We start from the raw sequence: 25,772 nt of genomic DNA, 5'->3' as shown, positions 1-25,772 counted from the left end.
AGCCTCTTGGCACCCCGTCCCGAATATGGGGAGTCGGCGGGCGCCGGTTCAGGTCGGCACATGCGTGCCCAGGTACCGGCAAACCCCCATGAGTGTCAGCGCTACCGGTAGACTGGTGGGTAATCCCGCCCACTGCGGAACATGTCGAACGACGCAGCCACTCCGGGGCACCCCGAGAGGTGGCTCGCGCTGTGCCAGAAAGGGCGCTTCGTGGCCGATTCCGGCAACCCCAACGAGAACATTCCGTCCACTCCTGCCGGCGAGAGCGGCGAGGGCCCGGCGCCGGGCTCCTCGGCGTACGACGCCAGCGCGATCACCGTCCTCGAGGGTCTGGACGCGGTCCGCAAGCGGCCTGGCATGTACATCGGCTCGACCGGTGAGCGTGGACTTCACCACATGGTCCAGGAGGTCGTCGACAACTCCGTCGACGAGGCCCTGGCCGGCCACGCGGACACCATCGACGTCACGATCCTGGAGGACGGCGGCGTCCGCGTCATCGACAACGGCCGCGGCATCCCGGTGGGCATCGTCCCCTCCGAGGGCAAGCCCGCCGTCGAGGTCGTCCTCACCGTCCTGCACGCGGGCGGCAAGTTCGGCGGCGGCGGGTACGCGGTGTCCGGCGGCCTGCACGGCGTGGGCGTCTCCGTGGTCAACGCGCTGTCGACGCGGGTGGCCGTCGAGGTCAGGACCGACGGCTACCGCTGGACGCAGGACTACAAGCTGGGCGTCCCCACCGCCCCCCTCGCCCGGCACGAGGCCACCGAGGAGACCGGGACGTCGGTCACCTTCTGGGCCGACCCGGACATCTTCGAGACCACCGACTACTCCTTCGAGACGCTGTCGCGGCGCTTCCAGGAGATGGCGTTCCTCAACAAGGGCCTGACCATCACGCTCACCGACGAGCGCCGGTCGGCCAAGGCGACGATGAACGCCGACGACGCGGACGCCTCCGCCGAGGCGGTCGAGGAGCAGCCGGCCCGGACGGTGACGTACTACTACGAGGGCGGCATCGTCGACTTCGTCACGTACCTCAACTCCCGCAAGGGCGAGCTGATCCACCCCACGGTCATCGACGTCGAGGCCGAGGACAGGGAGCGGATGCTCTCGGTCGAGATCGCCATGCAGTGGAACTCGCAGTACACGGAGGGCGTGTACTCCTTCGCGAACACCATCCACACCCACGAGGGCGGTACGCACGAGGAGGGCTTCCGCGCGGCGCTGACCGGCCTGGTCAACCGCTACGCGCGCGACAAGAAGCTGCTGCGCGAGAAGGACGACAACCTCACGGGCGAGGACATCCGCGAGGGTCTGACCGCGATCATCTCCGTGAAGCTCGGCGAGCCCCAGTTCGAGGGCCAGACCAAGACCAAGCTGGGCAACACGGAGGCGAAGACCTTCGTGCAGAAGGTCGTCCACGAGCACCTGACGGACTGGTTCGACCGCAATCCGAACGAGGCGGCGGACATCGTCCGCAAGGCCATCCAGGCCGCCACCGCGCGCGTCGCCGCCCGCAAGGCGCGCGACCTGACGCGCCGCAAGGGCCTGCTGGAGTCGGCCTCCCTGCCGGGCAAGCTCTCCGACTGCCAGTCGAACGACCCGACGAAGTGCGAGATCTTCATCGTCGAGGGCGACTCCGCCGGCGGCTCCGCCAAGTCCGGCCGGAACCCGATGTACCAGGCCATCCTGCCGATCCGCGGCAAGATCCTGAACGTCGAGAAGGCGCGGATCGACAAGATCCTGCAGAACACCGAGGTGCAGGCGCTGATCTCGGCCTTCGGCACCGGGGTCCACGAGGACTTCGACATCGAGAAGCTCCGCTACCACAAGATCATTCTGATGGCGGACGCCGACGTCGACGGCCAGCACATCAACACCCTGCTGCTGACCTTCCTCTTCCGCTTCATGCGCCCGCTCGTCGAGGCCGGCCACGTCTACCTCTCCCGCCCCCCGCTGTACAAGATCAAGTGGGGCCGGGACGACTTCGAGTACGCCTACTCGGACCGCGAGCGCGACGCGCTCGTCGAGCTCGGCAAGCAGAACGGTAAGCGCATCCGCGAGGACTCCATCCAGCGCTTCAAGGGCCTCGGCGAGATGAACGCCGAGGAGCTGCGCATCACCACCATGGACCAGGACCACCGGGTGCTCGGCCAGGTCACGCTGGACGACGCCGCCCAGGCCGACGACCTGTTCTCCGTGCTGATGGGTGAGGACGTGGAGGCGCGGCGCTCGTTCATCCAGCGCAACGCCAAGGACGTCCGCTTCCTCGACATCTGAGTCGGTCTCAGCTGACCGCACGAAAGGACCGAAGAACAGCAATGGCCGACGAGAACACCCCCGCCGCCGTGACGCCCGAAGAGGAGCCCGCCGCCCCCGGTGTGGGCCTGCGCGTCGAGCCCGTCGGGCTCGAGACCGAGATGCAGCGCTCGTACCTGGACTACGCGATGTCCGTCATCGTGTCGCGCGCGCTGCCCGACGTGCGGGACGGCCTCAAGCCCGTCCACCGCCGCGTCCTGTACGCCATGTACGACGGCGGGTACCGGCCCGAGAAGGGCTTCTACAAGTGCGCCCGCGTCGTCGGCGACGTCATGGGCACGTACCACCCGCACGGCGACACCTCCATCTACGACGCCCTGGTCCGCCTGGCCCAGCCCTGGTCGATGCGCATGCCGCTGGTGGACTCCAACGGCAACTTCGGCTCCCCGGGCAACGACCCGGCCGCCGCCATGCGGTACACCGAGTGCAAGATGGCGCCGCTGTCGATGGAGATGCTCCGGGACATCGACGAGGAGACCGTCGACTTCCAGGACAACTACGACGGCCGCAACCAGGAGCCGACGGTCCTCCCGTCGCGCTTCCCGAACCTCCTGGTCAACGGCTCCGCCGGCATCGCGGTCGGCATGGCGACCAACATCCCGCCGCACAACCTGCGCGAGGTCGCGTCCGGCGCCCAGTGGGCGCTGGAGCACCCCGAGGCCACCCACGAGGAGCTGCTGGACGCGCTGATCGAGCGCATCAAGGGCCCCGACTTCCCGACCGGCGCCCTCGTCGTGGGCCGCAAGGGCATCGAGGAGGCGTACCGCACGGGCCGCGGCTCCATCACGATGCGCGCGGTCGTCGAGGTCGAGGAGATCCAGAACCGGCAGTGCCTGGTCGTCACGGAGCTGCCCTACCAGGTCAACCCGGACAACCTCGCGCAGAAGATCGCCGACCTGGTGAAGGACGGCAAGATCGGCGGCATCGCGGACGTCCGCGACGAGACCAGCTCCCGCACGGGACAGCGCCTCGTCATCGTCCTCAAGCGGGACGCGGTCGCCAAGGTCGTCCTCAACAACCTGTACAAGCACACCGACCTCCAGACCAACTTCGGCGCGAACATGCTCGCGCTGGTCGACGGCGTGCCGCGCACCCTCTCGCTGGACGCGTTCATCCGCCACTGGGTGACCCACCAGATCGAGGTCATCGTCCGCCGTACGCGCTTCCGCCTGCGCAAGGCCGAGGAGCGGGCGCACATCCTGCGCGGCCTGCTCAAGGCGCTCGACGCGATCGACGAGGTCATCGCCCTCATCCGGCGCAGCGACACGGTCGAGGTCGCCCGCGAGGGCCTGATGGGCCTGCTGGAGATCGACGAGATCCAGGCCAACGCCATCCTCGAGATGCAGCTGCGCCGGCTGGCCGCCCTGGAGCGCCAGAAGATCGTCGCGGAGCACGACGAGCTCCAGGCGAAGATCAACGACTACAACGCGATCCTCGCGTCCCCGTCGCGCCAGCGGCAGATCGTCAGCGAGGAGCTGGCGCTGCTCGTGGAGAAGTTCGGCGACGACCGGCGCACCCAGCTCGTGCCCTTCGACGGCGACATGTCCATGGAGGACCTGATCGCCGAGGAGGACATCGTCGTCACCATCACGCGCGGCGGCTACGTGAAGCGGACGAAGACCGACGACTACCGCTCGCAGAAGCGCGGCGGCAAGGGCGTGCGCGGCACGAAGCTGAAGGAAGACGACATCGTCGACCACTTCTTCGTCTCCACCACGCACCACTGGCTGCTGTTCTTCACCAACAAGGGCCGCGTCTACCGAGCCAAGGCGTACGAGCTGCCCGACGCCGGGCGGGACGCGCGCGGCCAGCACGTCGCCAACCTGCTGGCCTTCCAGCCGGACGAGCAGATCGCCGAGATCCTCGCGATCCGCGACTACGAGGCCGCGCCCTACCTGATCCTGGCCACCAAGGCGGGCCTGGTGAAGAAGACCCCGCTCAAGGACTACGACTCGCCCCGCTCGGGCGGCGTCATCGCCATCAACCTGCGCGAGCGGGACAACGGCGACGAGGGCCTCGCCGACGAGCTGATCGGCGCCGAGCTGGCCTCCGCCGAGGACGACCTGCTGCTCATCAGCAAGAAGGCGCAGTCGATCCGCTTCACCGCGACGGACGAGGCGCTGCGCCCGATGGGCCGGGCCACGTCCGGTGTGAAGGGCATGAGCTTCCGCGAGGGCGACGAGCTGCTCTCGATGAACGTCGTCCGTCCCGGTACGTTCGTCTTCACGGCGACGGACGGCGGCTACGCCAAGCGGACGGCTGTCGACGAGTACCGCGTGCAGGGTCGTGGCGGTCTCGGCATCAAGGCTGCGAAGATCGTGGAGGACCGCGGTTCGCTCGTCGGCGCGCTGGTGGTCGAGGAGGGTGACGAGATCCTCGCCATCACGCTGTCCGGCGGTGTGATTCGCACGCGCGTCAGCGAAGTCAGGGAGACCGGCCGTGACACCATGGGCGTCCAGCTGATCAATCTGGGGAAGCGGGATGCCGTCGTGGGCATCGCGCGGAACGCCGAGGCCGGTGCCGAAGCCGAGGAGGTCGAGCAGACCGCCGGAGCGGACGGCGAGGTCGCGGACGCGGAAGGGACCGAGGCCGCCGCCGGTACCGGCGCCGCGGTCGAGGCAGCCGGGGACACGCCGTCCCCGGCCGGGGAGCACGAGGAGTAAAGCGTGAGCGGAGCCACGGGCGCCGGTACGGCCGGCTCGGCCGCTTCGGGAAAGAACGGTGCCCGTGGCCCTGCCACGGACTCCCAGGGGGTTGCGGTGACCGACACCCGGGGGCCGAAGCCCCCGTACGAGACGTACGACGACGGCCCGCTCCCCGGTGAGCGGTCGTCCACCCAGCAGGCGTCCCAGCCGTACCACCCGCCGCAGGCATACGCGGCCCAGGGCGCCCGAGGCGGCGTCCAGGGCGGCGCGGCGGTGCGCCGGCCCCGTACGGGCGCCAAGACGACCCCGCGGACGCGCAAGGCGCGGCTGCGGGTCGCCAAGGCCGACCCGTGGTCGGTGATGAAGGTCAGCTTCCTGCTCTCCATCGCACTGGGCATCTGCACGGTCGTCGCGGCGGCCGTCCTGTGGATGGTCATGGACGCGATGGGCGTCTTCTCGACGGTCGGCGCGACGATCAGCGACGCGACGGGCTCGACCGAGAGCAACGGATTCGACCTCCAGGCCTTCCTGTCGCTGCCGCGCGTCCTCACGTTCACGGCGGTCATCGCCGTGATCGACGTCGTGCTGGCCACCGCGCTGGCCACGCTGGGCGCCTTCATCTACAACCTGGCGGCCGGGTTCGTGGGCGGTGTGGAGCTCACCCTCGCCGAGGACGAGTAGCGATTTTGGCGGGAGCCGTCCTGTGCGCTAATCTTCAGAGGTCAGCGCGCAGCGCGGAGGGGCTATAGCTCAGTTGGTTAGAGCGCATCCCTGATAAGGATGAGGCCACAGGTTCAAATCCTGTTAGCCCCACAGTGGTGAAGACCCCCGACCGGTTCCGGTCGGGGGTCTTCACCGTTGATGAGCCGGGGGGGCCATGACCGAGCGGGACTGGTACGACGACAGCGACTACGAGGACGCGGTCGAGCGGGCCGAGCGGATGACCCGGATCGGATGGAGGGCCATCGCGGGTCTTACGGGCCTGCTGGGCATCACCGTGATCGCCGCTGTCGTCGTCTTCCTGGCGGGCGCCGTCATCCTCGTCCACGCCGTGGCCGCCAGCCAGTAGCACGACGGGTCGAGGGCTTCCCGGTGCTCCGGCATCGACGTCCGGCACCGGCGGCTACGCACGCGAAGCGGTCGGCGCCCGAGCCCGGTGCACGCGGAGCCGGACGCGGGGCAGAGCTGCCGCGAGCCCCGGCTTCCCGTGATCGACGCGACAAGGACGAGGTCACGGGCTCGCACGCCGGTCGGTCCCACAGCGGCGGGGGGTACGCGGGTGCTCGGGGTGCCGGGGGTGTCCGGAGTGCTCGACGGGGGTGCCCGACGGGGCGTCGGGACGGTGGCGTACTGTCGTCCCTGGCTAGGTCACCGATTGATATCGGTTGGTGTGTATAGTCGGGCGCCATAAGGTCCCCTACGTCAACGAAAGACGAGGTCGCGCGGTGAAGAAGCTTCTCCTGGTCGCACTGGCCGCCATCGGCGGGCTCCTCGTGTACCGCCAGATCCAGGCGGATCGCGCCGAGCAGGATCTGTGGACGGAGGCGACCGACTCCGTGCCCGCAGGTTCGTGAGCGCGCCCCACGCGTGAAGGGCCCTGGCCGCCGAAGCGGCCGGGGCCTTCTGCTTTCCCGGGGGCGCCCGGGCTGCTTTCCCGGGGGTGCTCGGGGGTGGCGGTGGTCGCGGGGGCGGGCGAAGCGGGCTGGTCGGGCCCCGTCGCAGACACGGCCGGGCGCCTCGGGGCAGGATGGTGCGGCCGGTGAGACGAGGAGAGCCGGTGAGACGACGAGGAGAAGCGCGTGGATGGGCGGAGCTGGAGCCGGGGCGTGGCCGGGGGCGACGGATCGCCTGCGCCGCGCGCGGGGCTCAGGGGGCGCACAGGGCGTGCTGCGGGGGCCGGAGACGCGGCGGGTGCGCGCGTCCGGCGCGCGGTGCGGGGCTCGCGCGGGGCGCGGGGGCCGCGTGCGGTGCGGGGCGGTGTGGCGGCGCTGGCCGCCGGGGCGCTCCTCCTCGCGTCCGGTGCGGGCGCGCCGCAGGCCCTGGCGGCCGGTGAGGCCGGTCCGTACGCCTACGCGCCGGACGCCCGGCCGGTCCGCGGCGCCTCGACCACGAGCGACGCCCCGCGGCTGGAGGCCGGCGCCGTCTACCGGGACACCCTGCCGAAGGGCGGCAAGCTGGTCTACCGCGTCGACCTGGACGACGCCGGCCACGCGTACGTCTCCGCCGTGGCCGTACCGCCGCAGGGCGCCGCGCTGTCCTTCCAGGACGGCGTGAAGGTCTCCTTGCAGGACCGGGACGGGTTCGACTGCGGGAGCGGCTCGGCGCGGTTCGGTTCCGCCGGGTTCGCCCGGCCCGTCGCCGCGCACGCCGAGCGCGCCCTGGACCCCGACCGGACGCTGTGCCAGGAGGCGGGCTCGTACTACGTCGTCGTCGAGCGCGACGGCAAGGAGTCGTCGTCCGGGGCCCCCTGGGGGCTGGAGCTGCGGCATGTGCTGGAGCCGAAGCCCAAGGCGGCCGGGCCGACCGAGGCGCCCGGCGGCTGGCCCAGCGCCTCCCCCGCGCCGCCCGCGGGGGGACCGCGCGAACGGGCGGGCGGCACCGGCTTCGCCGACGCCCCCGGCCTCACCGAGGGCGAGTGGACCGACCGGATCAGGCCCGGCGAGAGCCGCTTCTACCGGGTCCCCGTCGACTGGGGCCAGCAGCTGTTCGTCAGCGCCGACCTGGGCAGCTCCGCGGGGACCGGCTTCGTCGGCAGCGCGCTGCCCGTGTCGCTGTACAACCCGGCGCTCGGCCTCGTCGACAGCGCGGACTCGCTCTCGTACGACGGCAGGCAGAAGTCGGCGGCCTTCGACCCGCTGCCGCCGGTCGCGTACGAGAACCGCTTCGCCTCGGATTCCGCGACCTCCAACGTCCGCTTCGCGGGCTGGTACTACCTGAGCGTCAGCCTCCATCCGAAGGTCGGGGAGACGTTCGGTGACCGGCGATACGGGCTGACGCTGCGCGTCAACGTGGAGGGCGAGCCGCAGGCGGCGCCTCCGTACGCGGGGCCGGCCGGGATCTTCGCGGTGACCGAGGACGACCGGCGGGCGGCGGCCGACGGCGGCACCGGCGCGGAGGCCGCGCCGGACGCCGGGACGATGCGGCTCGTCGCGGCCGGCGGGTTCGGGGCGGGGACGGTGCTGCTCGCCGGGCTCGGGCTGTGGACGGTGCTGGCGCGGCGGCGCGCGGGCGCGGCCGGCGGGCCGCCGACGGGCGGGACGGCTCCCGGTTCGGTTGCCGGTGCGGCCAGTGCGGCCGGTGCGGTGGGTGCGGTGGGTGCGGCCGGTGGGCCCGTGCCGCCGTCGGCGGACGCGCCCGCGGGCTCCGGGCCGCCGCGGGGGCGGGGCTGGTAGCTCGCAGCCGGTCGCTCGCGCCGGGGGCCGGGGCCCTGCGCTCCGAGCGGTGGCGTGGGGCTGCGGCGTGGGGCCGCGGCGTAGGGCGGTGCCTTGGGCCGCTGGCGTGGGGCGGTAGAGCGGGTGCCTCGGCTGCCGGGGCCGTCAGGGCTGACGGGTGCCGGGGCTGTCAGGGCTGACGGGTGCCCGGGGGCCGTCGGTGCCGTCAGGCGCTGACGAGTGCCCAGATGGCCACGGCGTAGCAGGCGAGGGCCAGCAGCACGACCGGTACGGCCACCGCCGGCGGTGGGCCGGGGCGGCGGCGGGGCGCCGGGGTGGGGAGCGCGGCGCCGCCGCCCGCCGGGGCCGACGGCGCGGTGGGGGCGGCCCCCGGGGCCGGGGCGGTGGCCTGGGGCGGCGCCGCGGCCTGGTACTGCGGGGTGACGGCGACCGGATACGGGGCCGCCGGGTACGGACTGTACGGCTGGGCCGCCGGGGGCTGTGCCGACGCCGGGGCCGGCGCTTGTGCCGGGTGGGGCCGGGGCGGCGGGGCCAGGTGGAAGCTGCCCGTCTCCGACGCGGACGCCGGGGGCGGTGGCGTGGAGGGCGCCGGGGCCTGGGGCGGTACGGCGTGGGGCGCCGGTGTCCGGGAAGGCACGGGCGCCGGTGCCGTCACCGGCACGGGGCCCTCCGGTCCGTACCCGGCCGGCAGCGGGCCGAGCTGGTCGAACACCTCGACCTCGTCGCCCTCGCCGCCCGGCTCCGGCAGCAGCTCCACCGCCGACGCCAGCGCCTTGCGGGCGCCGTTCGCGGTGCGGAACCGGGCCTGCGGGTCCGGCTGGAGGAGCCCGGCGACGACCTGCCACAGCGACTCGGGGATGCCCGCGGGGGCGCCCGGGGTGCCGTGCGCCAGGAAGTGCGCGACCAGGGCCTGCGAGTCGGGCCTGCGGCCCTGGAGGAGGTACAGGGCGACCAGGCCCACCGCGAACAGGTCGGCGGGGAAGTCCGGCTCCTCGCCCATCAGCTGCTCGGGCGCGAAGTACCCGGGGGTGCCGACCACGTAGTCGGTCCCGGTCAGGCGGGGTTCGCCCTTGCGCATGGAGATGCCGAAGTCGGACAGCCTCAGGTGCGGCCGTCCCGTACCGGTCGCCTCCAGCAGGATGTTGGCCGGCTTGATGTCGCGGTGGACGACGCCCTCCGCGTGCACCGCGGCCAGCCCGGACAGCAGCTGGTCGAGCAGGGTGCACACGAAGCGGGGCGGCAGCGGCCCGTAGTCGCCGATCAGGTGCGCCAGGGAGCCGCCGCGGACCAGGTCCATGGTGAACAGGACCTTGTCGTCGTCGGCGGCCCAGCTGGCGGGGGCGAGGACGTGCGGGTGGTCGATGCGCAGCGCCTGCTCGCGTACGAAGCGCAGCAGCGCGTGCGCGTCGCTCTGCTGGAGCACCTTCGCCGCCACGTACCGGCGGCGGCGCTGATCCCAGGCGCGCCAGACGGCGCCCACGCCGCCCCGCCCGATCGGGTCGATCAGCTCGTACCGTCCCGCGAAGACCTCGCCCATCGCGCTGTACCGCTCCCCCTGCCGCTGCCGTCAGCTCTGGTGGGACTCGTAGTGGGCGACCGCCTCGGCGGTGCGCCCGGCCCCGTACACCCGCAGGAACTCGGCGAGTTCGGGGTGGGCGGGTGCCAGGGAGTCGGCGGCGTCGATGATGTCGCCGGCCGCCGCGACCGAGCGCAGCAGCGACTGGATCTCCCGTACGACGCGGCGCACGGTGGGCGCGCCCGAGCCGACGGGGGACTGGCCGGAGGCCGTCAGGACCGAACCGCCCTGGGACTTCTTGATCTCCTCCATGCGGTCCGCCGCCTCGACCGCGCTGACGCTGCCGTCGGCGACCTGCCCGGCGAGCTCCTGGAGGGCCTGGACGCGCTGCACGACGGCCGGGTTGCCGATCTTCGCCCGCTGACCGCTCATCAGCTGCGACAGCATGGGGGCGGACAGCCCGAGTATGGCGGCGAGACGTGCCTGGTTGAGGCCCAGGTCGTCGATCAGCCGGCGGAAGAGGGCCCCCAGCGGTTCGCCGTACCAGCTGCGCTGGAGCTCTCTGGCTCTGGCGGTCGCTTCCTGCTGTGCAGCATCCATGGCGTCTCCCCATCGCTTCGGTTCGCTGCTGCGAACCTCGCGGAGCATCTTACGGAGGGCGGTTGCCGACGGGGAGCCCCAATCTTTTTGCGGCGCACCCCCCGCCACCCGGTACTCTGGTCTGCGACCACCGCGACCCGGCGGTCCACGGGGCCTTAGCTCAGTTGGTAGAGCGCTGTCTTTGCATGGCAGATGTCAGGGGTTCGACTCCCCTAGGCTCCACTTCCCGAGAACCCCTCCCACCTGCGAGAACCAGGTCGGAGGGGTTCTCGCGTACGTCCGCGGCCGGCCGGGCCCCGCCCCCGGCCGGCCCCGCCCCCGGCCCCGGCCCCGCCCCCAGTCGCCCGGCCCCCGGTCGCCCGGCCCCCGGCTCCATGGCCCGGCCAGCGGGCTGAGGGGGCATCCGCGGGCCGGAGCGGAACGCCGGGGACGCGGTCGGCCGGGGTGGGCGGGACGCGGTACGGGACACGCGTGGGCGTGGGCGGGCACCGCGTCCGCCCGACCGGCGGGCGAAAAGGTGCGGGGCGGGCGCGCGTGCCGAATCGTGGACAGCGGTGCGTCCCGCGCCCGTCGCCGGGGAGGCGGACACGGCGCCCTCCGCCCGTGCCGCTGCTCCCGGCCACCGCGGCCCCGGCTCGCCCGGAGTGCCCGCGGCCCCCGTGGTCGCACGGGCCGGGGGGAGGGCGCCCTGCCCGCCGCTCGCGGCCGGGGCCGCCGCGTACCCGGCCGACCGGCCCCGGGTGCGCCGCCCCGCCCGCGGGACCGGGGCGGGGAAGGCCCCGCGGGACGGGCCGGCCGTGTCCGCGCCCCCACACGAAAGGCTCCTCATGCATCCCGTACTCAGCACCGAGGTGCTCGCCGAGCTCAGACGGCCGCGCCCGTACCCCGCGCTGTCCCTGACGATGCCGACCCACCGCCGGCAGCCGGACAACGCCCAGGACCCGGTGCGGCTGCGCACGCTCGTGGCCAGGGCGGAGAGGGCGCTCCAGGACGACCCGGCGATCACGCGGGAACGGCGCGCCGACGTGCTGGAGCAGCTGGAGCGGGCCGTCGCCGAGTTCGACCTGGCGTACGCCGAGGACGGGCTGGTGCTCTACGCGGCGCCGGGGGAGCACCAGGCGTGGTCCCTCGCCCGCACCGTGCCGGAACGGGTGGTCGTCTCCGACACCTTCCTCACGCGCAACCTCGTCGCGGCCCACGCCGCCGAGCAGCCGCAGTGGGCGATGGCCCTGGCCGCCGACCACGTGTCCCTGTGGAGCGCCGGGCCCGAGCGGGCCGTGGAGTACACGGGGGGCGGGTTCCCGCTGACGCGCAGCCTGGAGGTCCCCGACGCGGAGCGCGAGCAGCGCGTCGGCGATCTCGCCAGCAGCTACCGGGACGAGGACACGCGTGCCTTCTTCCGCGCGGTGCACGGCGCCCTGCGGACGGTCCTCGACGCCGCGCCGAGGCCGCTGACCGTGTTCGGCGACGCCCCCGCGCTCGCCCTGCTGGAGGAGACCGGGCCCCTGCCCCAGGGCACCCTGACGGTCCGGCACGGCGGGCTCGCCAGGGGGCCGGCGGAGGCCGTGCGCGAAGCCGTCGGCCCCGTGCGCGGCGCGCGGGACGAGGCGCTGGCCACGACCGTCTCCGCGGAGCTGGAGGCGGCGCGGGGGCGGCACGAGTACGCCGGAGGCCTCGACGAGGTGTGGCGGGCGGCCGGCGAGGGCCGTATCGGGCTGCTCGCCGTGGAGGAGCACCACCGCGCCGTCGTGCGGGACCGCGGCGATCACCTGGAGCCGGCGGACCCCGGTGCGTCCGGCGCGCGGGACGACATCGTCGACGAGATCGTCGAGAGGGCCCTGGAGAACGGCGCCGAGGTGCGCTTCGTACCGGACGACACCCTCGCGGACGCGGGCCGCATCGCCGCCGTGCTCCGGTTCTGACCCCGCGCCGGGCGGCACGTCCGCCAACGGACCTGCCCGCTTCGCGCGCGCAACTTGCCCGTCGGTCTCCTCGCGGGGCCGGGGCCGGGGCCGCAACCGCGCCAGAGCCCTCCCGACGCGGCCGGGAGGGCTCTGGCGCGCCTGCCGCCTGCCGACCGTGCGGCGCACGTCCGCGGACCCACTCCGGGCGGGAGCGCCACTCGGGTGGGCCGTACGGGTGGTGTTCATCGGAAGATCTGCGCGCTGAGGGCGTCGCTCCCTGGCATGCCGAGATGCGTACACATCATGAGAAAGGTATGTAGATCGCCCGATCCGCAACGCGATGGGAAAGCGAGGGGCCATGGCCGCCGACAGGGTCAAGCAGTTCTGGACCGCGATCGTTTCCTTCTTCTGCGAGCTTCTCGCCTCGCTCCGCGCGGCGGCGCCCGTCGCGTCCGTCGCGGGCCGGTGGGGCGGGTCCGCCTCCCCGGCCGTCCTCACGGCTTCCGCCGAGGCGCTCGCCCTTCCGGCGCAGCGCGCCGCCGGAGCCGCGGTCCGCGCACCGGCGCGGGACGGACTCGGGGCCGGACGCGGGAAGGGGGCCGTGGCCGGTCGAGCCCGGCGAGTGGAGCGGGACCGGGCCCTGCCGCCGACGATCAAGCAGCGCATCCGTGCCGAGGCCCACGGCGCCTCCCCCGCCGTACGCCGTCTGTCCGCCGCCGCTGCCCTGGCGGCCGGCCACCCGGCGGACCCGGCGGACCCGGCGGCCGGCCACCCGGCGGCCGACCGGACGAGCGAGGCGGCGAGCGGTCCGGTGAGGCCGGAGAGCGCCGCCGCCGGCGGCGCGGGCGCCGAAGCGGGCGTACGCCCCGTGCACGCCGGAGCGGCGGCCGGGCCCTGGACGCCCGCCGCCCCTGCTGCCTGCTGACGAACCCGCGTGCGGAGAGGCGCCCCGCCTCACCGCCGGCGCCCGGCCGCCATCCGGGCGATCGCGACCCGACCGCCCGTCTGTCTCAGCGCGGTTCGTCGCCGTTCTCCGGCTTCTCCGGGCTCTCCGCTCCGAGCGTCTCCGACCCGCTCCCGGTCCGGGCCGACATCGGACCGCTGCCGTCGACGGACGTGAGCGTGGCGCCCTCGGCCAGCTCCGTGGGCGGCTCGACCAGCCAGTCCGGGTTGGCCTGCCGGTCCCACCACCTCCACACCGCGACGGCGCCGCCGACGACCGCGCCCACGAGGGCCAGGGTCCGCAGGGCCTGCCGGTTGCGGGCGCGGCGCTCGTGCCGCTTCACCAGCTTCTTGATTTCCTCGGCCGTCACCTGGCCCCGCAGCGCCGCGAGGGCCGCCGCCGAGCGGGACGCGGCCTCCTCGCGGGCGGGGCCGGCGGCGGCCATCGCCTGTTCCAGCCGGGGGGCCGTGTAGGAGACGGCCTGCCGCGCCGCCCTGCGGGTCTCGCAGTAGGCGCGCTGCGCGGCGGCGTCGACCTTCGGCGGCACGTGCGGGGCGACGTACACGTCGTAGCCGACGCGAGCCTGCCGTGTGGCCTTGGAGACCTTCGGCGCCATCTTGACGCGCGCCTCGCGCGCGTAGAGCGCGGCGTGCTCCCTGGCCGCGCCGGCGTAGGGCGCCACCACGTCCGCGGCGTGCAGCACGCTCTCCTTGGCCGAATCGGTGGCGGCGCGCACGCTGTCCATGCGGGTCACGGGATCCTCCTCCTCGGTGGCGGGTCGATACCCCACCTTTCCGCCGTTTTGGAAATCATGCCCCGGTGCCTCCGGCTCGGCATGCGGTGCGGGCATCCGGGGCATTCCCGTGCGACGCTCCCGCGCTTTGCCGCCCGCCCGGCCTTCCGTGCGAGGATCGACGGTGTAAGAGAAGACCGTAAGGAAGGCACATCGTGGCCGAGCAGCTTTACGCCACCCTGAAGACGAACCACGGCGACATCGAGGTCCGGCTCTTCCCGGACCACGCGCCGGTCACGGTCCGCAACTTCACCGAGCTCGCCAAGGGCGAGCGCGAGTGGACGAACCCGGCGACGGGCCAGAAGACCACCGCCCCGCTGTACGACGGCACGGTGTTCCACCGCGTGATCAGCGGCTTCATGATCCAGGGCGGCGACCCGCTGGGCAACGGCACGGGCGGTCCGGGGTACGAGTTCAAGGACGAGTTCCACCCCGACCTGGCGTTCACCAAGCCGTACCTGCTGGCCATGGCCAACGCCGGCCCGGGCACCAACGGCTCGCAGTTCTTCATCACCGTCGCGCCGACCTCCTGGCTGACCGGCAAGCACACGATCTTCGGCGAGGTCGTGAGCGAGTCCGGCAAGAAGGTCGTGGACGCCATCGCCGGGACGAAGACCAACCCGCGCACGGACCGCCCGGTCAACGACGTGGTCATCGAGTCCGTCGTCGTCGAGACCCGCTGAGGTCACCCGAAGGACGACCCCCGGTTCCTCCGGGGAACCTTTCCGCCCCGTCCGTCCGTAAGGATGGACGGGGCGTTGGTACGCGCGACGACGACGAGGGGTTTCCCATGGAGCAGGACCAGGCGCCGAACGGGCTGTCGAGCTGCTACCGGCACCCCGGCGTGGAGACCGGTATCCGCTGCACGCGCTGCGAGCGGCCGATCTGCCCGGACTGCATGGTCGGGGCGTCGGTCGGCTTCCAGTGCCCCGACTGCGTGCGCGGCGGTTCGGGCACGGGGCACGCCCCCGGGGTGTCCCGGCCGAGGAACGTCGCGGGCGGCGCCATCGCCTCGGGGGACCAGCAGCTCGTCACCAAGGTCCTGATCGGGATCAACGTGGCGGTGTTCCTGGCCGGGCTGTTCGTCTCCGGGCTGGTCGACCGGCTGGTCATGATCGGGCTGGCCTTCGACCCGGAGCTGGCCCGGGTGGTCGGCGTGGCGGACGGGGAGTGGTACCGGCTGCTGACGGCGGCGTTCCTGCACCAGGAGGTGTGGCACATCGCGTTCAACATGTTCGGCCTGTGGGTGCTGGGCGGTCCCTTGGAGGCGGCGCTCGGCCGGGTGCGGTACCTCGCGCTCTACCTGCTCTCCGGACTCGCGGGCAGTGCCCTCACCTATGTGATCGCGGCGCCCAACCAGGGTTCGCTGGGCGCGTCCGGCGCGGTGTTCGGCCTGATGGGCGCGACGTTCGTGCTGGCCCGCCGACTCCGGTACGACATGCGCCCCGTCCTGGGCCTGATCGCCCTGAACGTGCTCATCACGGTGGTCTTCCGGGACTCCATCGCCTGGGAGGCGCACCTCGGCGGCCTGGTGGCGGGTGCCGTCATCGCGTACGGCATGGTCGGCGGCCCGCGAGCGACGCGGGCGCTGTTCCAGTGGGGGGCCTGCGGGCTGGTGTTCGGCGTGACGCTGGTGATGGCCGTGATGAGGACGGCCGCGCTCACCTGAGCGGCACCTTTCCCCAGAGTTGTCCACAGGCTGTGACGGCCGGGCCGCACAGGGTCGGGAACACCTGTGCCCCTCGGTGCTGAGCTGGGGATTCGGCGAGCGGCGAGGGGTGGCGAGGTGGGCTCGGGGGTGCCGGCGCAGTCACATCGGCGTCAACAGCATGCGAGTTATCCACAGATCGTCTGAACTTTTCCACGGCTGTGCACAACGCTGTGGATAACCCTTGCGAGGGCTTGACGGGGCGACGGGGCTTCCGCTATCCCCGCCGCACCGCCGGGACCGGTCGGCCCGCTACTTCCACTGCGTGGAGACGGCGAACCCGGCGGCGATGAAGCCGAAGCCGACGGCGACGTTCCAGTTCCTCAGGGACTCCATGGGCAGCGTGCCGTCGGTGACGAAGAAGACCACGATCCAGGCCAGCCCGATGGCGAACAGCGCCAGCATCACCGGAGCGACCCAGCTGCGGTTGGTCAGCTTGATGGCGGTCGCCTGCTTCGCGGCGGGCGGCGGCGTGAAGTCGGCCTTCTTGCGGATACGTGACTTCGGCACGAGGGACTCTCCTGTCGATGCGCTGCGTGACCGCGCGGGAACGGTGACTGGTGCTGGCGCGGGCTGGGTACGAGGTGGCCCGCTACCCCGCCCGGGCGTCCGTTAGCGTAGTGCTTCCCGGACGCCTGAGGAGATAAGGGTACGTTGAGCAATTCCGCCGACTCTCCCACGGAGCCGGCCCGGCGCGGTACCTGGCGGCCGGTCCGGTTGCTGACCGCTGCCGTCTTCGCGCTGGCCGGCCTGATCTTCGTCACCAGCTTCAACACCGCCAAGGGCACCAACATCCGCACGGACGACTCGCTGCTGCGGCTCTCGGACCTCGTCCGGGACCGCAGCGACAAGAACGCCGAGCTGGAGCGGTCCACCGCGGCCGTGCGCGCCGAGGTCGACGCCCTCGCCCGCCGCGACGACGGCTCCAGTGAGGCCGAGGACGCCCGGCTCGGCGCGCTGGAGAAGACGGCGGGCACCACGGAGGTCTCCGGCGGCGGGCTCACCGTCACCCTCGACGACGCCCCGCCGGACGCGCGCGCCGCCCCCGGCTACCCCGAGCCCCAGGCCAACGACCTGGTCATCCACCAGCAGGACCTCCAGGCCGTCGTCAACGCCCTCTGGCGGGGCGGCGCCGAGGGCATCCAGGTCATGGACCAGCGGCTGATCTCCACCAGCGCGGTGCGCTGCGTCGGCAACACCCTGATCCTCCAGGGCCGCGTCTACTCCCCGCCCTACAAGGTCACGGCCGTGGGGGACACCGGGAAGCTCCGCAAGGCCCTCGCCGACTCCCCCGCCCTCCAGAACTACCAGCTCTACGTGAAGGCGTACGGCCTGGGCTGGAAGGTCGAGGAGCGCGGCGCGACGACCCTGCCCGGCTACACGGGCACCGTCGACCTGCGCTACGCGCAACCGGCCGCCTAGCGCGCGGCGTCCCGGTCCTCCGGGGGCACGTCCCGGTTTTCCACAGGGGCCCCACCGGGTGGGGATCGCCCCGTAGTCTGGTGCGGTATCGAAGGAAGGGACGGCGGACGTCATGTACGGCTGGATCTGGCGGCATCTCCCGGGCAACGCATGGGTGCGGGGACTGATCTCGCTCGTGCTCGCCCTCGGCGTCGTCTTCCTCCTCTTCCAGTACGTGTTCCCCTGGGCGGAGCCTCTGCTTCCGTTCAACGATGTGACGGTGGACGGTCAGTGAGCGCGCGCATCCTCGTCGTCGACAACTACGACAGCTTCGTCTTCAACCTCGTCCAGTACCTGTACCAGCTCGGCGCCGAGTGCGAGGTCGTGCGCAACGACGAGGTCGAGCTCGCCCACGCCCAGGACGGCTTCGACGGCGTCCTCCTCTCGCCGGGCCCGGGTACGCCCGAGGAGGCCGGGGTCTGCGTCGACATGGTCCGGCACTGCGCCGCCACGGGTGTCCCGGTCTTCGGCGTCTGCCTCGGCATGCAGTCGATGGCGGTGGCGTACGGCGGCGTCGTGGACCGCGCGCCCGAGCTGCTGCACGGCAAGACGTCCACGGTCGTCCACGAGGGACAGGGCGTGTTCGCCGGCGTGCCCTCGCCGTTCACGGCGACGCGGTACCACTCGCTGGCCGCCGAGCCGGCCCGGCTGCCGGACGAGCTGGAGGTCACGGCCCGCACCGAGGACGGGATCATCATGGGCGTCCGGCACCGCGAGCACGCCGTGGAGGGCGTGCAGTTCCACCCGGAGTCGGTGCTGACCGAGCACGGCCACCTGATGCTCGCCAACTGGCTGGAGCGGTGCGGTGACACCGGTGCGGTCGGCCGCTCCGTGGGCCTCGCGCCGGTGGTGGGCAAGGCCGTCGCGTGACCGCCGCGCGCCCGGAGCACGACGCGGCCGGGAGCGGGGACGGGCACGGCCCGGAGGGCTCGCCCTGGTTCCGGGCGGCGGGCACCCCGGCGGGCCAGGAGCCCGTGCCCGGAGCCGCGGGCGCCCCGCACGGGTGGCCGCAGCAGCCGTACCCGGCGCCCACCGACCCGGCCTACCCGCCGCCCACCGACCCGACGTCCACCGGCCCGGCGCCCACCGACCCGGCCTACCCGCCGGCCACCGGCTCTGCGCACCCGGCCTACGGCGCCGACGGCGTCACGCAGGACCCGTACGCGTCCCACGCCCCGCCCCAGCCGTACGACCCCGCGGGGTCCTACCCGGCCGGCCCCGACCCGTACGCGGCCCGCCAGGGCTACGCGGAGCCCTACGAGCAGCCGTACACCCCCGCCGGGGCGCCGGTGGGCGCCCGGCCCCCGGACGCCTCCGCGACGCCGCCCGCCGACGTCTCCGCGACGGCGGTGCTCCCGACCATCGGGCCGGACCCGCGCCCCGGCCCGTCGAGCCCGCGTCCTGACCCGGCGGGCCCGGACCCCGCCGCGGCGGACGCGGGCCCCGGCCGACTGCCGGAGGACGACCCGCGGTCCGGCCCCGTACCGTCACGGCACGCCGGTGCGCCGCCGACCGGGGGCCGCGCGGAGCGGCGCCGCGCGGCGAAGGGCCGCGGCGGCCGGCGGAAGGGCCCGGCCTCTCCCGCCGCCTCCGCCAGTCCCGCCTCCGCGGCCTCGCCCTCCGGGGCGCCCCTCTCCCGCGTGGAGGCCCGCCGCGCCGCCCGCGCAGCCAAGGACGGCTTCGGCGTCATCGCCAGCCGCGTCATGGGCGAGCTGTTCATCACCTTCGGCGTGGTCATGCTCCTCTTCGTCGCCTACCAGCTCTGGTGGACGAACGTGCAGGCGGGCATGGAGGTCGACAAGGCCAAGAGCCGGATCGCGGAGGACTGGGCCAAGGGCGGCACCGACCGGACGCCGGGCGTCTTCGAGGCCGGTGAGGGCTTCGCGATCATCCACATCCCCAAGCTCGACGTCGTCGTGCCCGTCGCCGAGGGCATCGACAAGGAGAAGGTCCTCGACAAGGGCATGGCCGGCCACTACGCGGAGGGCGCCCTCAAGACCGCCATGCCCTCCGACAAGCAGGGCAACTTCGCGGTCGCGGGCCACCGCAACACCCACGGCGAACCGTTCCGGTACATCAACCGGCTGAAGCCCGGCGACCCCATCGTGGTGGAGACCCGCGAGGCGTACTACACGTACGAGATGGCCAGCATCCTGCCGCAGACCCCGCCGTCCAACGTCTCGGTGCTCAAGCCGATCCCGGACGGCTCCGGGTTCACCGAGCCGGGCCGGTACCTCACGCTGACCACCTGCACCCCCGAGTTCACCAGTACGTACCGCATGATCGTGTGGGGCAAGATGGTCGAAGAACGGCCGCGCAGCAAGGGCGTACCGGACGCGCTCGCGGGCTGACACCTCAAGACGGGACAGATGTAGTGGCACGTGCGCGCAGCCGGATCGCCGGCGTCATCAGTGTCTTCGGCGAACTGCTGATCACAGCGGGCGTGCTGATGGGGCTGTTCGTCGTCTACTCGCTGTGGTGGACGAACGTCCTGGCGGACCGCGTGGCCGGCGAGCAGGGCGACGCGGTGCGCCAGAGCTGGACCGACACGGGCCCCGGAGCCCTCGACACCAAGGGCGGCCTGGGCTTCCTCCACGTCCCCGCGATGGGCGACGAGGTCCTGGTCAAGGAGGGCACCGGCCCGGAGGTCCTCAACCACGGCGTCGCCGGGTACTACACGGACCCCGTCAAGTCGGCCCTCCCGCAGGACGGCACGGGCAACTTCTCGCTCGCCGCGCACCGCGACGGCCACGGCGCGAAGTTCCACGACATCCACAAGCTGAAGGTCGGCGACCCGATCGTCTTCGAGACGAAGGACACCTGGTACGTCTACAAGGTCTACGAGACCCTGCCCAAGACCTCCCGCTTCAACGTGGACGTGCTCCAGCCCGTGCCGAAGGAGTCCGGCAAGACCAAGCCGGGCCGCTACATCACCCTGACGACCTGCACCCCGATCCTGACCTCGGACTACCGCTACATCGTCTGGGGCGAGCTGGTGCGGACGGAGAAGGTCGACCACGCCCGCACCAGGCCCGCCGAACTGGGCTGACGCCGCCCCCTGCCGACGGCCGCCGTGCCCCCCGGGCCCTGGGGGGCCGGGCCATGCCCCGCCGCGAAGCCCCGCGCCCGGCGCGCCCCGCCCGCCCCCGGCCCGGCCCACCCGGCCCGTCCGGCTCCGCCCAGGGCCCGGCGCGGCCCACACGGCCCGTCCGGCTCCGCCCAGGGCCCGGCGCGGCCCACCCGGCCCGTCCGGCTCCGCGCAGGGCCCGGTCCGGCCGAAGGACCCAGAGCCCGCACTCTCCCCCGGAACGGCCCCGCCCGGGCACGCGGAAGGCCCGGCGCCTCCGAGGAGATGCCGGGCCTTCCGAGGGCCGCGAAGGGCGGCTAGGGGCGCGAGCGCAGGGCCGTGCCCGTCACGCCACCGAACCAGCCGGAGTTGTCGTCGTCCTCGTTCCCGCCGTCGTTGCCGCCGGGGTTGCCGTTGCCGCCCCCGCCGAGCGCGCGGGTCTTGACGGTCACCGGGGTGTTCGGGTCGACCTTCTTACCGGGCTTCGGGTCCTGGTCGACGACGAACACCATGTCGTTGTCCGGCCCCTCGGCGATGCTCACCTGGAGGCCGCGCTGCGCCAGCACCTGCTTGGCCTGGCCCAGCATCAGGCCGGTGACCTGGGGCACGTCGACCTTCTGCTGCTGCGGGCCCTTCGACACCTTCAGCGTCACGGTCGAGCCCTTGGCGACCCGCTCGTCGGCCTTCGGGTTCTGGTCGAGGACCTGCCCGGCCGGCGCTTCGGAGTCCACGTCCTCACGCACCACCTGGAACTTCAAGGTCTCCAGCTGCGCCTTCGCGTTGTCGAACTGGCTGTCGACGACCCTCGGGACGGGCACCTTGCCCTTCACCGCGACGGTGATCGTGACCTTGGCGCCCTTCTCCTGCTCGGAGCCGCCCTCCGGGTCCTGCTTGATGACGGTGCCCTCGGGCTTGTCGGACTCCTCGGTGACGACCTCGACCTTGAACTCCTCCTTCTCGAGGGTGGTCGTCGCCAGCTCCTTCGACTGCTCCAGGACGGTCGGCACCTTCACCTTCTCGGCGCCCTCGGAGATCCAGACGCCGATCTCGCCGTTCTCGTCCATCTGGCTCGTGCCGTCGGCGGCGGGGTCCTGGCGGCAGACCGCGCCCTTGGGCTGGTCGCAGTGCTCCCGCCCCTTCTCGGCGATCCGGACGCCGGAGCCCTCGGCCGTCGACTTCGCCTCCTCGTAGGTCTTGCCGACGAGGCTGGGGACGGTCACCAGCCGGGTGTCGTCGCCGCCGAAGACGGTCTTGCCGATCAGGATGGCGCCCACGAGGACCAGGACGCCCGCGAGGACCAGCAGGATCGTCGACAGGTTGGACTTCTTCTGCGGCGGCCTGCGGCGGCCGGCGCCCCGGTCGTCGTAGCCGTAGCCGCCGTCGTCCGGGTTCATCGGGGGCAGCATCGAGGTCTGCGCGCCCGCGTCGGCCGGGTGGTGCAGGGCGGCCGTCTGCTGGTTCGGGTGCGGGTAGCCGTAGCCGCCGGGCGCGGCCATGGCGCCCATCGCGGCCGCGGCGGCGACCGGCTGCCCGTCGAGGCACGCCTCGATGTCGGCGCGCATCTCGTCGGCCGACTGGTAGCGGTAGTCCGGGTCCTTGACCAGCGCCTTCAGGACGATCGCGTCCATCTCGGGCGTGATCTCCGGGTCGTAGACGCTCGGCGGCTGCGGCTCCTCCCGCACGTGCTGGTAGGCGACCGCGACCGGGGAGTCGCCGACGAACGGCGGCCGCACGGTCAGCAGCTCGTACAGCAGGCAGCCGGTGGAGTACAGGTCGGAGCGGGCGTCGACGGTCTCGCCCTTCGCCTGCTCCGGGGAGAGGTACTGGGCGGTGCCGATCACCGCCGCCGTCTGCGTCATCGTCATGCCGGCGTCGCCCATCGCACGGGCGATGCCGAAGTCCATGACCTTGACCTGGCCGGTGCGCGTGAGCATGACGTTGGCCGGCTTGATGTCGCGGTGGACGATGCCGGCGCGGTGGGAGTACTCCAGGGCCTGGAGGATGCCGACCGTCATCTCCAGCGTGCGCTCCGGCAGCAGCTTGCGCCCGGAGTGCAGCAGCTCGCGCAGGGTGGATCCGTCGACGTACTCCATGACGATGTACGGGATGGACACGCCGTCGACGTAGTCCTCGCCGGTGTCGTACACGGCGACGATCGCCGGATGGTTGAGCGAGGCGGCCGACTGGGCCTCACGGCGGAACCGGGCCTGGAAGGACGGGTCGCGCGCCAGGTCGGCCCGCAGCGTCTTCACGGCGACGGTGCGACCGAGCCGGGTGTCGTGGGCGAGGTAGACCTCGGCCATGCCACCACGGCCGAGCACCGAGCCCAGCTCGTACCGGCCGCCGAGGCGACGCGGCTCATCCATAACTGTTCCAGCCCTCTCCGTCAGTCCCGGCCGCAACCGTGTGTCTGGTCCGGCGGTGTGCTGTCCGCGCAAAGGCTACCGGCCAGGGCGAGCCGATCCGGCCGGGACCGGAAGCTGATACGGGACCGGTACACAGGCTTCGCCGTCACTTGCGGCTGTCCAGCACCGCCTTCATGACCTGGCGCGCGATGGGCGCGGCCAGGCCGCCACCACTGATGTCGTCGCGGGTCGCGTCGGAGTCCTCGACGACCACGGCGACGGCGACGGGGGAGCCGCTGTCGGTCTTGGCGTAGGAGATGAACCACGCGTACGGGCGAGCCTTGTTCTTCTCGCCGTGCTGCGCCGTACCCGTCTTGCCGCCGACGGTGACGTCGCGGATCTTGGCCTTGGAGCCGGTGCCCTTCTCGACGACGTTCTCCATCATCTTCTGGACGAGCTGCGCCGTCTCCGGCGACATCGGGCGGCTCATCTCCTCCGGCTCGTGCTTCTCGATGACGTCCAGGTTCGGAGCGACGAGCTGGTCCACCATGTACGGCTTCATCAGCTTGCCGTCGTTGGCGATGGCCGCGGTGACCATGGCCATCTGGAGCGGCGTGGTCGCGGTGTTGAACTGGCCGATGGACGAGAGGGCGTTGCCGCCCCGGTCCATCTTCTTGTCGTAGACGGAGGCGGCGGCGCGGACCGGGGTGTCGACCTCCGGGTTGTTGAAGCCGAACTTCTCCGCCATCTCGACCATCTTGTCGCGGCCGACCTCGTCACCGAGCTTCGCGAAGACGGAGTTGCAGGAGACCTCCATCGCGTAGTTCAGGGAGGCGTTCTCGCAGCCGCCGGCGTGGTTCTTCATCGGCACGGTCGACAGCGGGAGCTTGTACGGCTCCGGCGTGTCCGTCGGCGCGTTGATGTCCTTGATGACGCCGTTCTCGAGGGCGGCGGCGGCGGTGACGACCTTGAACGTGGAGCCGGGCGGGTAGATCTCGCGCAGCGCGCGGTTCAGCTTCGGCTTGTCCTTGTCCTTCTCCAGCGCGACCCAGGCCTTCTCGTCCTTGCCGGAGTAGCCGGCGAAGCTGCTCGGGTCGTACGAGGGGGTGGAGGCCAGTGCGAGGATCCTGCCGGTCTGCGGGTCGATCGCCGCGACGGCGCCCTTCTTCTTGCCGAGGCCCTCGAAGGCGGCCTTCTGCGCGGCGCCGTTGAGGGTGGTGACGACGTCGCCGCCCTTCTTCTGCTCGCCGGTGAACATCGAGAGCGTGCGGTCGAAGAACAGCCGGTCGTCGTTGCCGGTGAGTATCGAGTCGTTGAGCTTCTCGAGCTGGTTCGAGCCGTACGCCTGGGAGGCGTACCCGGTGACCGGGGCCCACATGGGGCCGTCGACGTAGGTCCGCTTGTACTGGTACAGCGGGTCCTTCGAGTCGACGGAGCCGGTGATCGGCTTGCCGTCCACGATGATGTCGCCGCGGACGGAGGCGTACCGCTCGATCGTCACGCGCCTGTTGCGCTCGTGGGTGTTCAGCTCGTCGGCGCGGACGAACTGCAGCCAGTTGTCCCTCAGGAGCAGGGCGAAGACGAGCAGGCCGCAGAAGATCGCGATATGGCGCAGGGGCTTGTTCACGGGCGGACCACCTGGGTCATCTCGGCGTCGGGGCTGGGGGCGGGGGCGGGCGCCGGGCGGCGCGCGGTGTCGCTGATCCGCAGCAGGATGGCGATCAGGGCCCAGTTGGCGATCACCGACGAACCGCCGTACGCGAGGAACGGCATCGTCATACCGGTCAGCGGGATGAGGCCCATCACACCGCCGGCGACGACGAAGACCTGGAGCGCGAAGGCCCCGGACAGACCGCACGCGAGCAGCTTGCCGAAGGGGTCGCGCGCCGCGAGGGCCGTGCGCAGGCCGCGCTCGACGATCAGGCCGTACACGAGGATGAAGGCCATGGCGCCGGCCAGCCCGAGCTCCTCGCCGACGGTGGCGAAGATGAAGTCGGAGTTGACGGCGAAGTTGATCAGGTCGGAGTTGCCCTGCCCGAGGCCGGTGCCGACCGTGCCGCCGGAGCCGAACGACATGAGGACCTGGGTCATCTGGTCGCAGGCCCACGCCATGTTGGTGTCCGGGGGAGCCGTCTTCAGGCACTCGAACGGGTCGAGCCAGGCGGCCACACGGGACTGCACGTGCGTGGCGAAGGAGCCGACCGCCACCGCGCCGCCGACGGCCATCAGCAGGCCCATGACGATCCAGCTCGTCCGCTCCGTCGCCACGTAGAGCAGGATGACGAACATGCCGAAGAACAGCAGCGAGGTGCCGAGGTCGTTCTCCAGGACCAGGATGGCGAGGCTCAGCGCCCAGATGGTGAGGATCGGGCCGAGGTCCCGCCCGCGGGGCAGGTAGAGGCCCATGAAGCGGCGGCTGGCCAGGGCGAGCGCGTCGCGCTTGACCATCAGGTACCCGGCGAAGAACACCGCCAGGACGATCTTGGCGAACTCACCGGGCTGGATGGAGAACGGGCCGACCCGGATCCAGATCTTGGCGCCGAAGACGTCCGCGCCGAGCCCCGGAACGAGCGGCAGCAGCAGCAGCACGATCGCCACGACCATGGAGATGTACGTGTAGCGCTGGAGCACGCGGTGGTCCTTGAGGAACACCAGCACCAGCAGGAACAGGGCCACGCCGATCGCGGAGTACATCAGCTGCTGCGGGGCGTCGCCGCTGTGGGTGCCGTAGCGGCGCATCGAGTCGGCGATCAGCCGCGGCGACTGGTCCAGGCGCCAGATCAGCACCAGGCCCAGGCCGTTCAGCAGCGTCGCCAGCGGCAGCAGCAGCGGGTCGGCGTACTTGGCGAACCGGCGCACCAGCAGGTGCGCGATGCCCGCGAGGAGGGCGAGGCCCAGGCCGTAGCCGAGCATGCCCGCCGGGATCTCGCCGTCGAGGGCGAGGCCCACGTTCAGATACGCGAAGACCGGGATCGCCACGGCGAACCCGAGCAGCATCAGCTCGGTGTTGCGGCGGCTCGGCGCGTCGATCGCGCCGATCGTGGTCGTGTTGGTGACAACGCTCATGGTGGTGGAAAGGCCCCCC

Annotated in this window: 21 protein-coding genes and 2 tRNA genes; 16 read left to right on the top strand and 7 right to left on the bottom strand. The window is 72.5% G+C overall.

What is annotated here, in order from left to right; genetic code table 11:
• Positions 1–141 precede the first annotated feature (141 nt).
• The 7 genes from gyrB (at position 142) to CP974_RS14775 (ending at position 8,350) form a co-directional block, all read left to right on the top strand.
• Positions 142–2,274 (top strand): DNA topoisomerase (ATP-hydrolyzing) subunit B, encoded by a 2,133-nt coding sequence (gene gyrB / locus CP974_RS14805; RefSeq protein ID WP_078915795.1) that lies wholly within the window; start codon positions 142–144, stop codon positions 2,272–2,274.
• A gap of 41 nt (positions 2,275–2,315) precedes the next feature.
• Positions 2,316–4,976, top strand: coding sequence for a DNA gyrase subunit A (gene gyrA / locus CP974_RS14800; RefSeq protein ID WP_031134792.1), 2,661 nt, complete (start codon positions 2,316–2,318; stop codon positions 4,974–4,976).
• Positions 4,977–5,072: 96 nt separating this feature from the next.
• A complete protein-coding gene (locus tag CP974_RS14795) occupies positions 5,073–5,639 on the top strand; it encodes a DUF3566 domain-containing protein (RefSeq protein WP_031134794.1) in 567 nt (188 codons plus the stop codon).
• Positions 5,640–5,697: 58 nt separating this feature from the next.
• Positions 5,698–5,771, top strand: a tRNA-Ile gene (locus CP974_RS14790).
• A 64-nt stretch (positions 5,772–5,835) separates the two neighbouring features.
• Positions 5,836–6,027, top strand: a complete 192-nt coding sequence (locus CP974_RS14785) for a hypothetical protein (RefSeq protein WP_031134796.1) — start codon at positions 5,836–5,838, stop codon at positions 6,025–6,027.
• 376 nt (positions 6,028–6,403) lie between these two features.
• A complete protein-coding gene (locus tag CP974_RS30265) occupies positions 6,404–6,532 on the top strand; it encodes a DLW-39 family protein (RefSeq protein WP_010467770.1) in 129 nt (42 codons plus the stop codon).
• A gap of 405 nt (positions 6,533–6,937) precedes the next feature.
• Entirely contained in the window at positions 6,938–8,350 is a 1,413-nt protein-coding gene (locus CP974_RS14775) for a hypothetical protein (RefSeq protein WP_037938858.1), read from the top strand.
• A 205-nt stretch (positions 8,351–8,555) separates the two neighbouring features.
• On the opposite strand, the gene CP974_RS14770 is transcribed toward CP974_RS14775, so the two are convergent.
• A complete protein-coding gene (locus tag CP974_RS14770; protein ID WP_085921232.1) occupies positions 8,556–9,887 on the bottom strand; it encodes a serine/threonine-protein kinase in 1,332 nt (443 codons plus the stop codon).
• A 30-nt stretch (positions 9,888–9,917) separates the two neighbouring features.
• Entirely contained in the window at positions 9,918–10,466 is a 549-nt protein-coding gene (locus tag CP974_RS14765; RefSeq protein ID WP_031137156.1) for a transcriptional regulator, read from the bottom strand.
• Between the two features lie 149 nt (positions 10,467–10,615).
• On the opposite strand from CP974_RS14765, the gene CP974_RS14760 reads away from it, so the two are divergent.
• The 3 genes from CP974_RS14760 (at position 10,616) to CP974_RS29630 (ending at position 13,295) form a co-directional block, all read left to right on the top strand.
• Positions 10,616–10,688, top strand: a tRNA-Ala gene (locus tag CP974_RS14760).
• Positions 10,689–11,293: 605 nt separating this feature from the next.
• Positions 11,294–12,388, top strand: coding sequence for a baeRF3 domain-containing protein (locus tag CP974_RS14755; protein ID WP_031134687.1), 1,095 nt, complete (start codon positions 11,294–11,296; stop codon positions 12,386–12,388).
• Positions 12,389–12,728: 340 nt separating this feature from the next.
• Entirely contained in the window at positions 12,729–13,295 is a 567-nt protein-coding gene (locus CP974_RS29630; RefSeq protein WP_051839823.1) for a DUF6344 domain-containing protein, read from the top strand.
• Positions 13,296–13,380: 85 nt separating this feature from the next.
• On the opposite strand, the gene CP974_RS14745 is transcribed toward CP974_RS29630, so the two are convergent.
• Positions 13,381–14,067: a DUF5324 family protein gene (locus CP974_RS14745; RefSeq protein ID WP_031134683.1), complete on the bottom strand. Its 687-nt coding sequence runs from the start codon at positions 14,065–14,067 to the stop codon at positions 13,381–13,383.
• 194 nt (positions 14,068–14,261) lie between these two features.
• Between CP974_RS14745 and CP974_RS14740 the strand changes: the two genes are divergently transcribed.
• Both CP974_RS14740 and CP974_RS14735 read left to right on the top strand, forming a co-directional pair.
• A complete protein-coding gene (locus CP974_RS14740; RefSeq protein ID WP_031134681.1) occupies positions 14,262–14,789 on the top strand; it encodes a peptidylprolyl isomerase in 528 nt (175 codons plus the stop codon).
• Between the two features lie 107 nt (positions 14,790–14,896).
• Positions 14,897–15,775 carry a rhomboid family intramembrane serine protease gene (locus tag CP974_RS14735; protein WP_031134679.1) on the top strand — a complete coding sequence of 293 codons (879 nt, stop codon included), beginning with the start codon at positions 14,897–14,899 and terminating at the stop codon, positions 15,773–15,775.
• A 291-nt stretch (positions 15,776–16,066) separates the two neighbouring features.
• Here CP974_RS14735 and crgA read toward each other — a convergent pair whose 3' ends face one another.
• A complete protein-coding gene (gene crgA / locus CP974_RS14730; RefSeq protein ID WP_023587669.1) occupies positions 16,067–16,324 on the bottom strand; it encodes a cell division protein CrgA in 258 nt (85 codons plus the stop codon).
• Between the two features lie 144 nt (positions 16,325–16,468).
• On the opposite strand from crgA, the gene CP974_RS14725 reads away from it, so the two are divergent.
• The 4 genes from CP974_RS14725 to CP974_RS14710 all read left to right on the top strand — a co-directional run bounded on the left by CP974_RS14725 (position 16,469) and on the right by CP974_RS14710 (position 20,324).
• Positions 16,469–17,236 carry a DUF881 domain-containing protein gene (locus tag CP974_RS14725; RefSeq protein ID WP_031134677.1) on the top strand — a complete coding sequence of 256 codons (768 nt, stop codon included), beginning with the start codon at positions 16,469–16,471 and terminating at the stop codon, positions 17,234–17,236.
• Positions 17,237–17,506: 270 nt separating this feature from the next.
• Positions 17,507–18,145: an aminodeoxychorismate/anthranilate synthase component II gene (locus tag CP974_RS14720; RefSeq protein WP_031134673.1), complete on the top strand. Its 639-nt coding sequence runs from the start codon at positions 17,507–17,509 to the stop codon at positions 18,143–18,145.
• Entirely contained in the window at positions 18,142–19,626 is a 1,485-nt protein-coding gene (locus CP974_RS14715) for a class E sortase (protein ID WP_031134671.1), read from the top strand. The genes CP974_RS14720 and CP974_RS14715 overlap by 4 nt, the downstream gene beginning before the upstream one ends.
• A 23-nt stretch (positions 19,627–19,649) precedes the next feature.
• On the top strand, positions 19,650–20,324 hold the full coding sequence (locus tag CP974_RS14710; protein WP_031134670.1) for a class E sortase: 675 nt from the start codon (positions 19,650–19,652) through the stop codon (positions 20,322–20,324).
• 335 nt (positions 20,325–20,659) lie between these two features.
• On the opposite strand, the gene pknB is transcribed toward CP974_RS14710, so the two are convergent.
• From pknB to CP974_RS14695, 3 genes are all read right to left on the bottom strand, one after another.
• Positions 20,660–22,708, bottom strand: coding sequence for a Stk1 family PASTA domain-containing Ser/Thr kinase (pknB, locus tag CP974_RS14705; RefSeq protein WP_031134849.1), 2,049 nt, complete (start codon positions 22,706–22,708; stop codon positions 20,660–20,662).
• Positions 22,709–22,853: 145 nt separating this feature from the next.
• Positions 22,854–24,314, bottom strand: coding sequence for a peptidoglycan D,D-transpeptidase FtsI family protein (locus CP974_RS14700; RefSeq protein ID WP_031134848.1), 1,461 nt, complete (start codon positions 24,312–24,314; stop codon positions 22,854–22,856).
• A complete protein-coding gene (locus tag CP974_RS14695) occupies positions 24,311–25,753 on the bottom strand; it encodes an FtsW/RodA/SpoVE family cell cycle protein (RefSeq protein WP_031134846.1) in 1,443 nt (480 codons plus the stop codon). Before CP974_RS14695 ends, CP974_RS14700 begins: the two co-directional genes overlap by 4 nt.
• Positions 25,754–25,772 lie beyond the last annotated feature (19 nt).

Origin of the sequence: Streptomyces fradiae ATCC 10745 = DSM 40063 (assembly GCF_008704425.1) — a bacterium.
In the GTDB taxonomy this organism is placed as follows: Bacteria; Actinomycetota; Actinomycetes; order Streptomycetales; family Streptomycetaceae; genus Streptomyces; species Streptomyces fradiae.
This window is presented reverse-complemented; position numbering and strand designations above follow the sequence as displayed.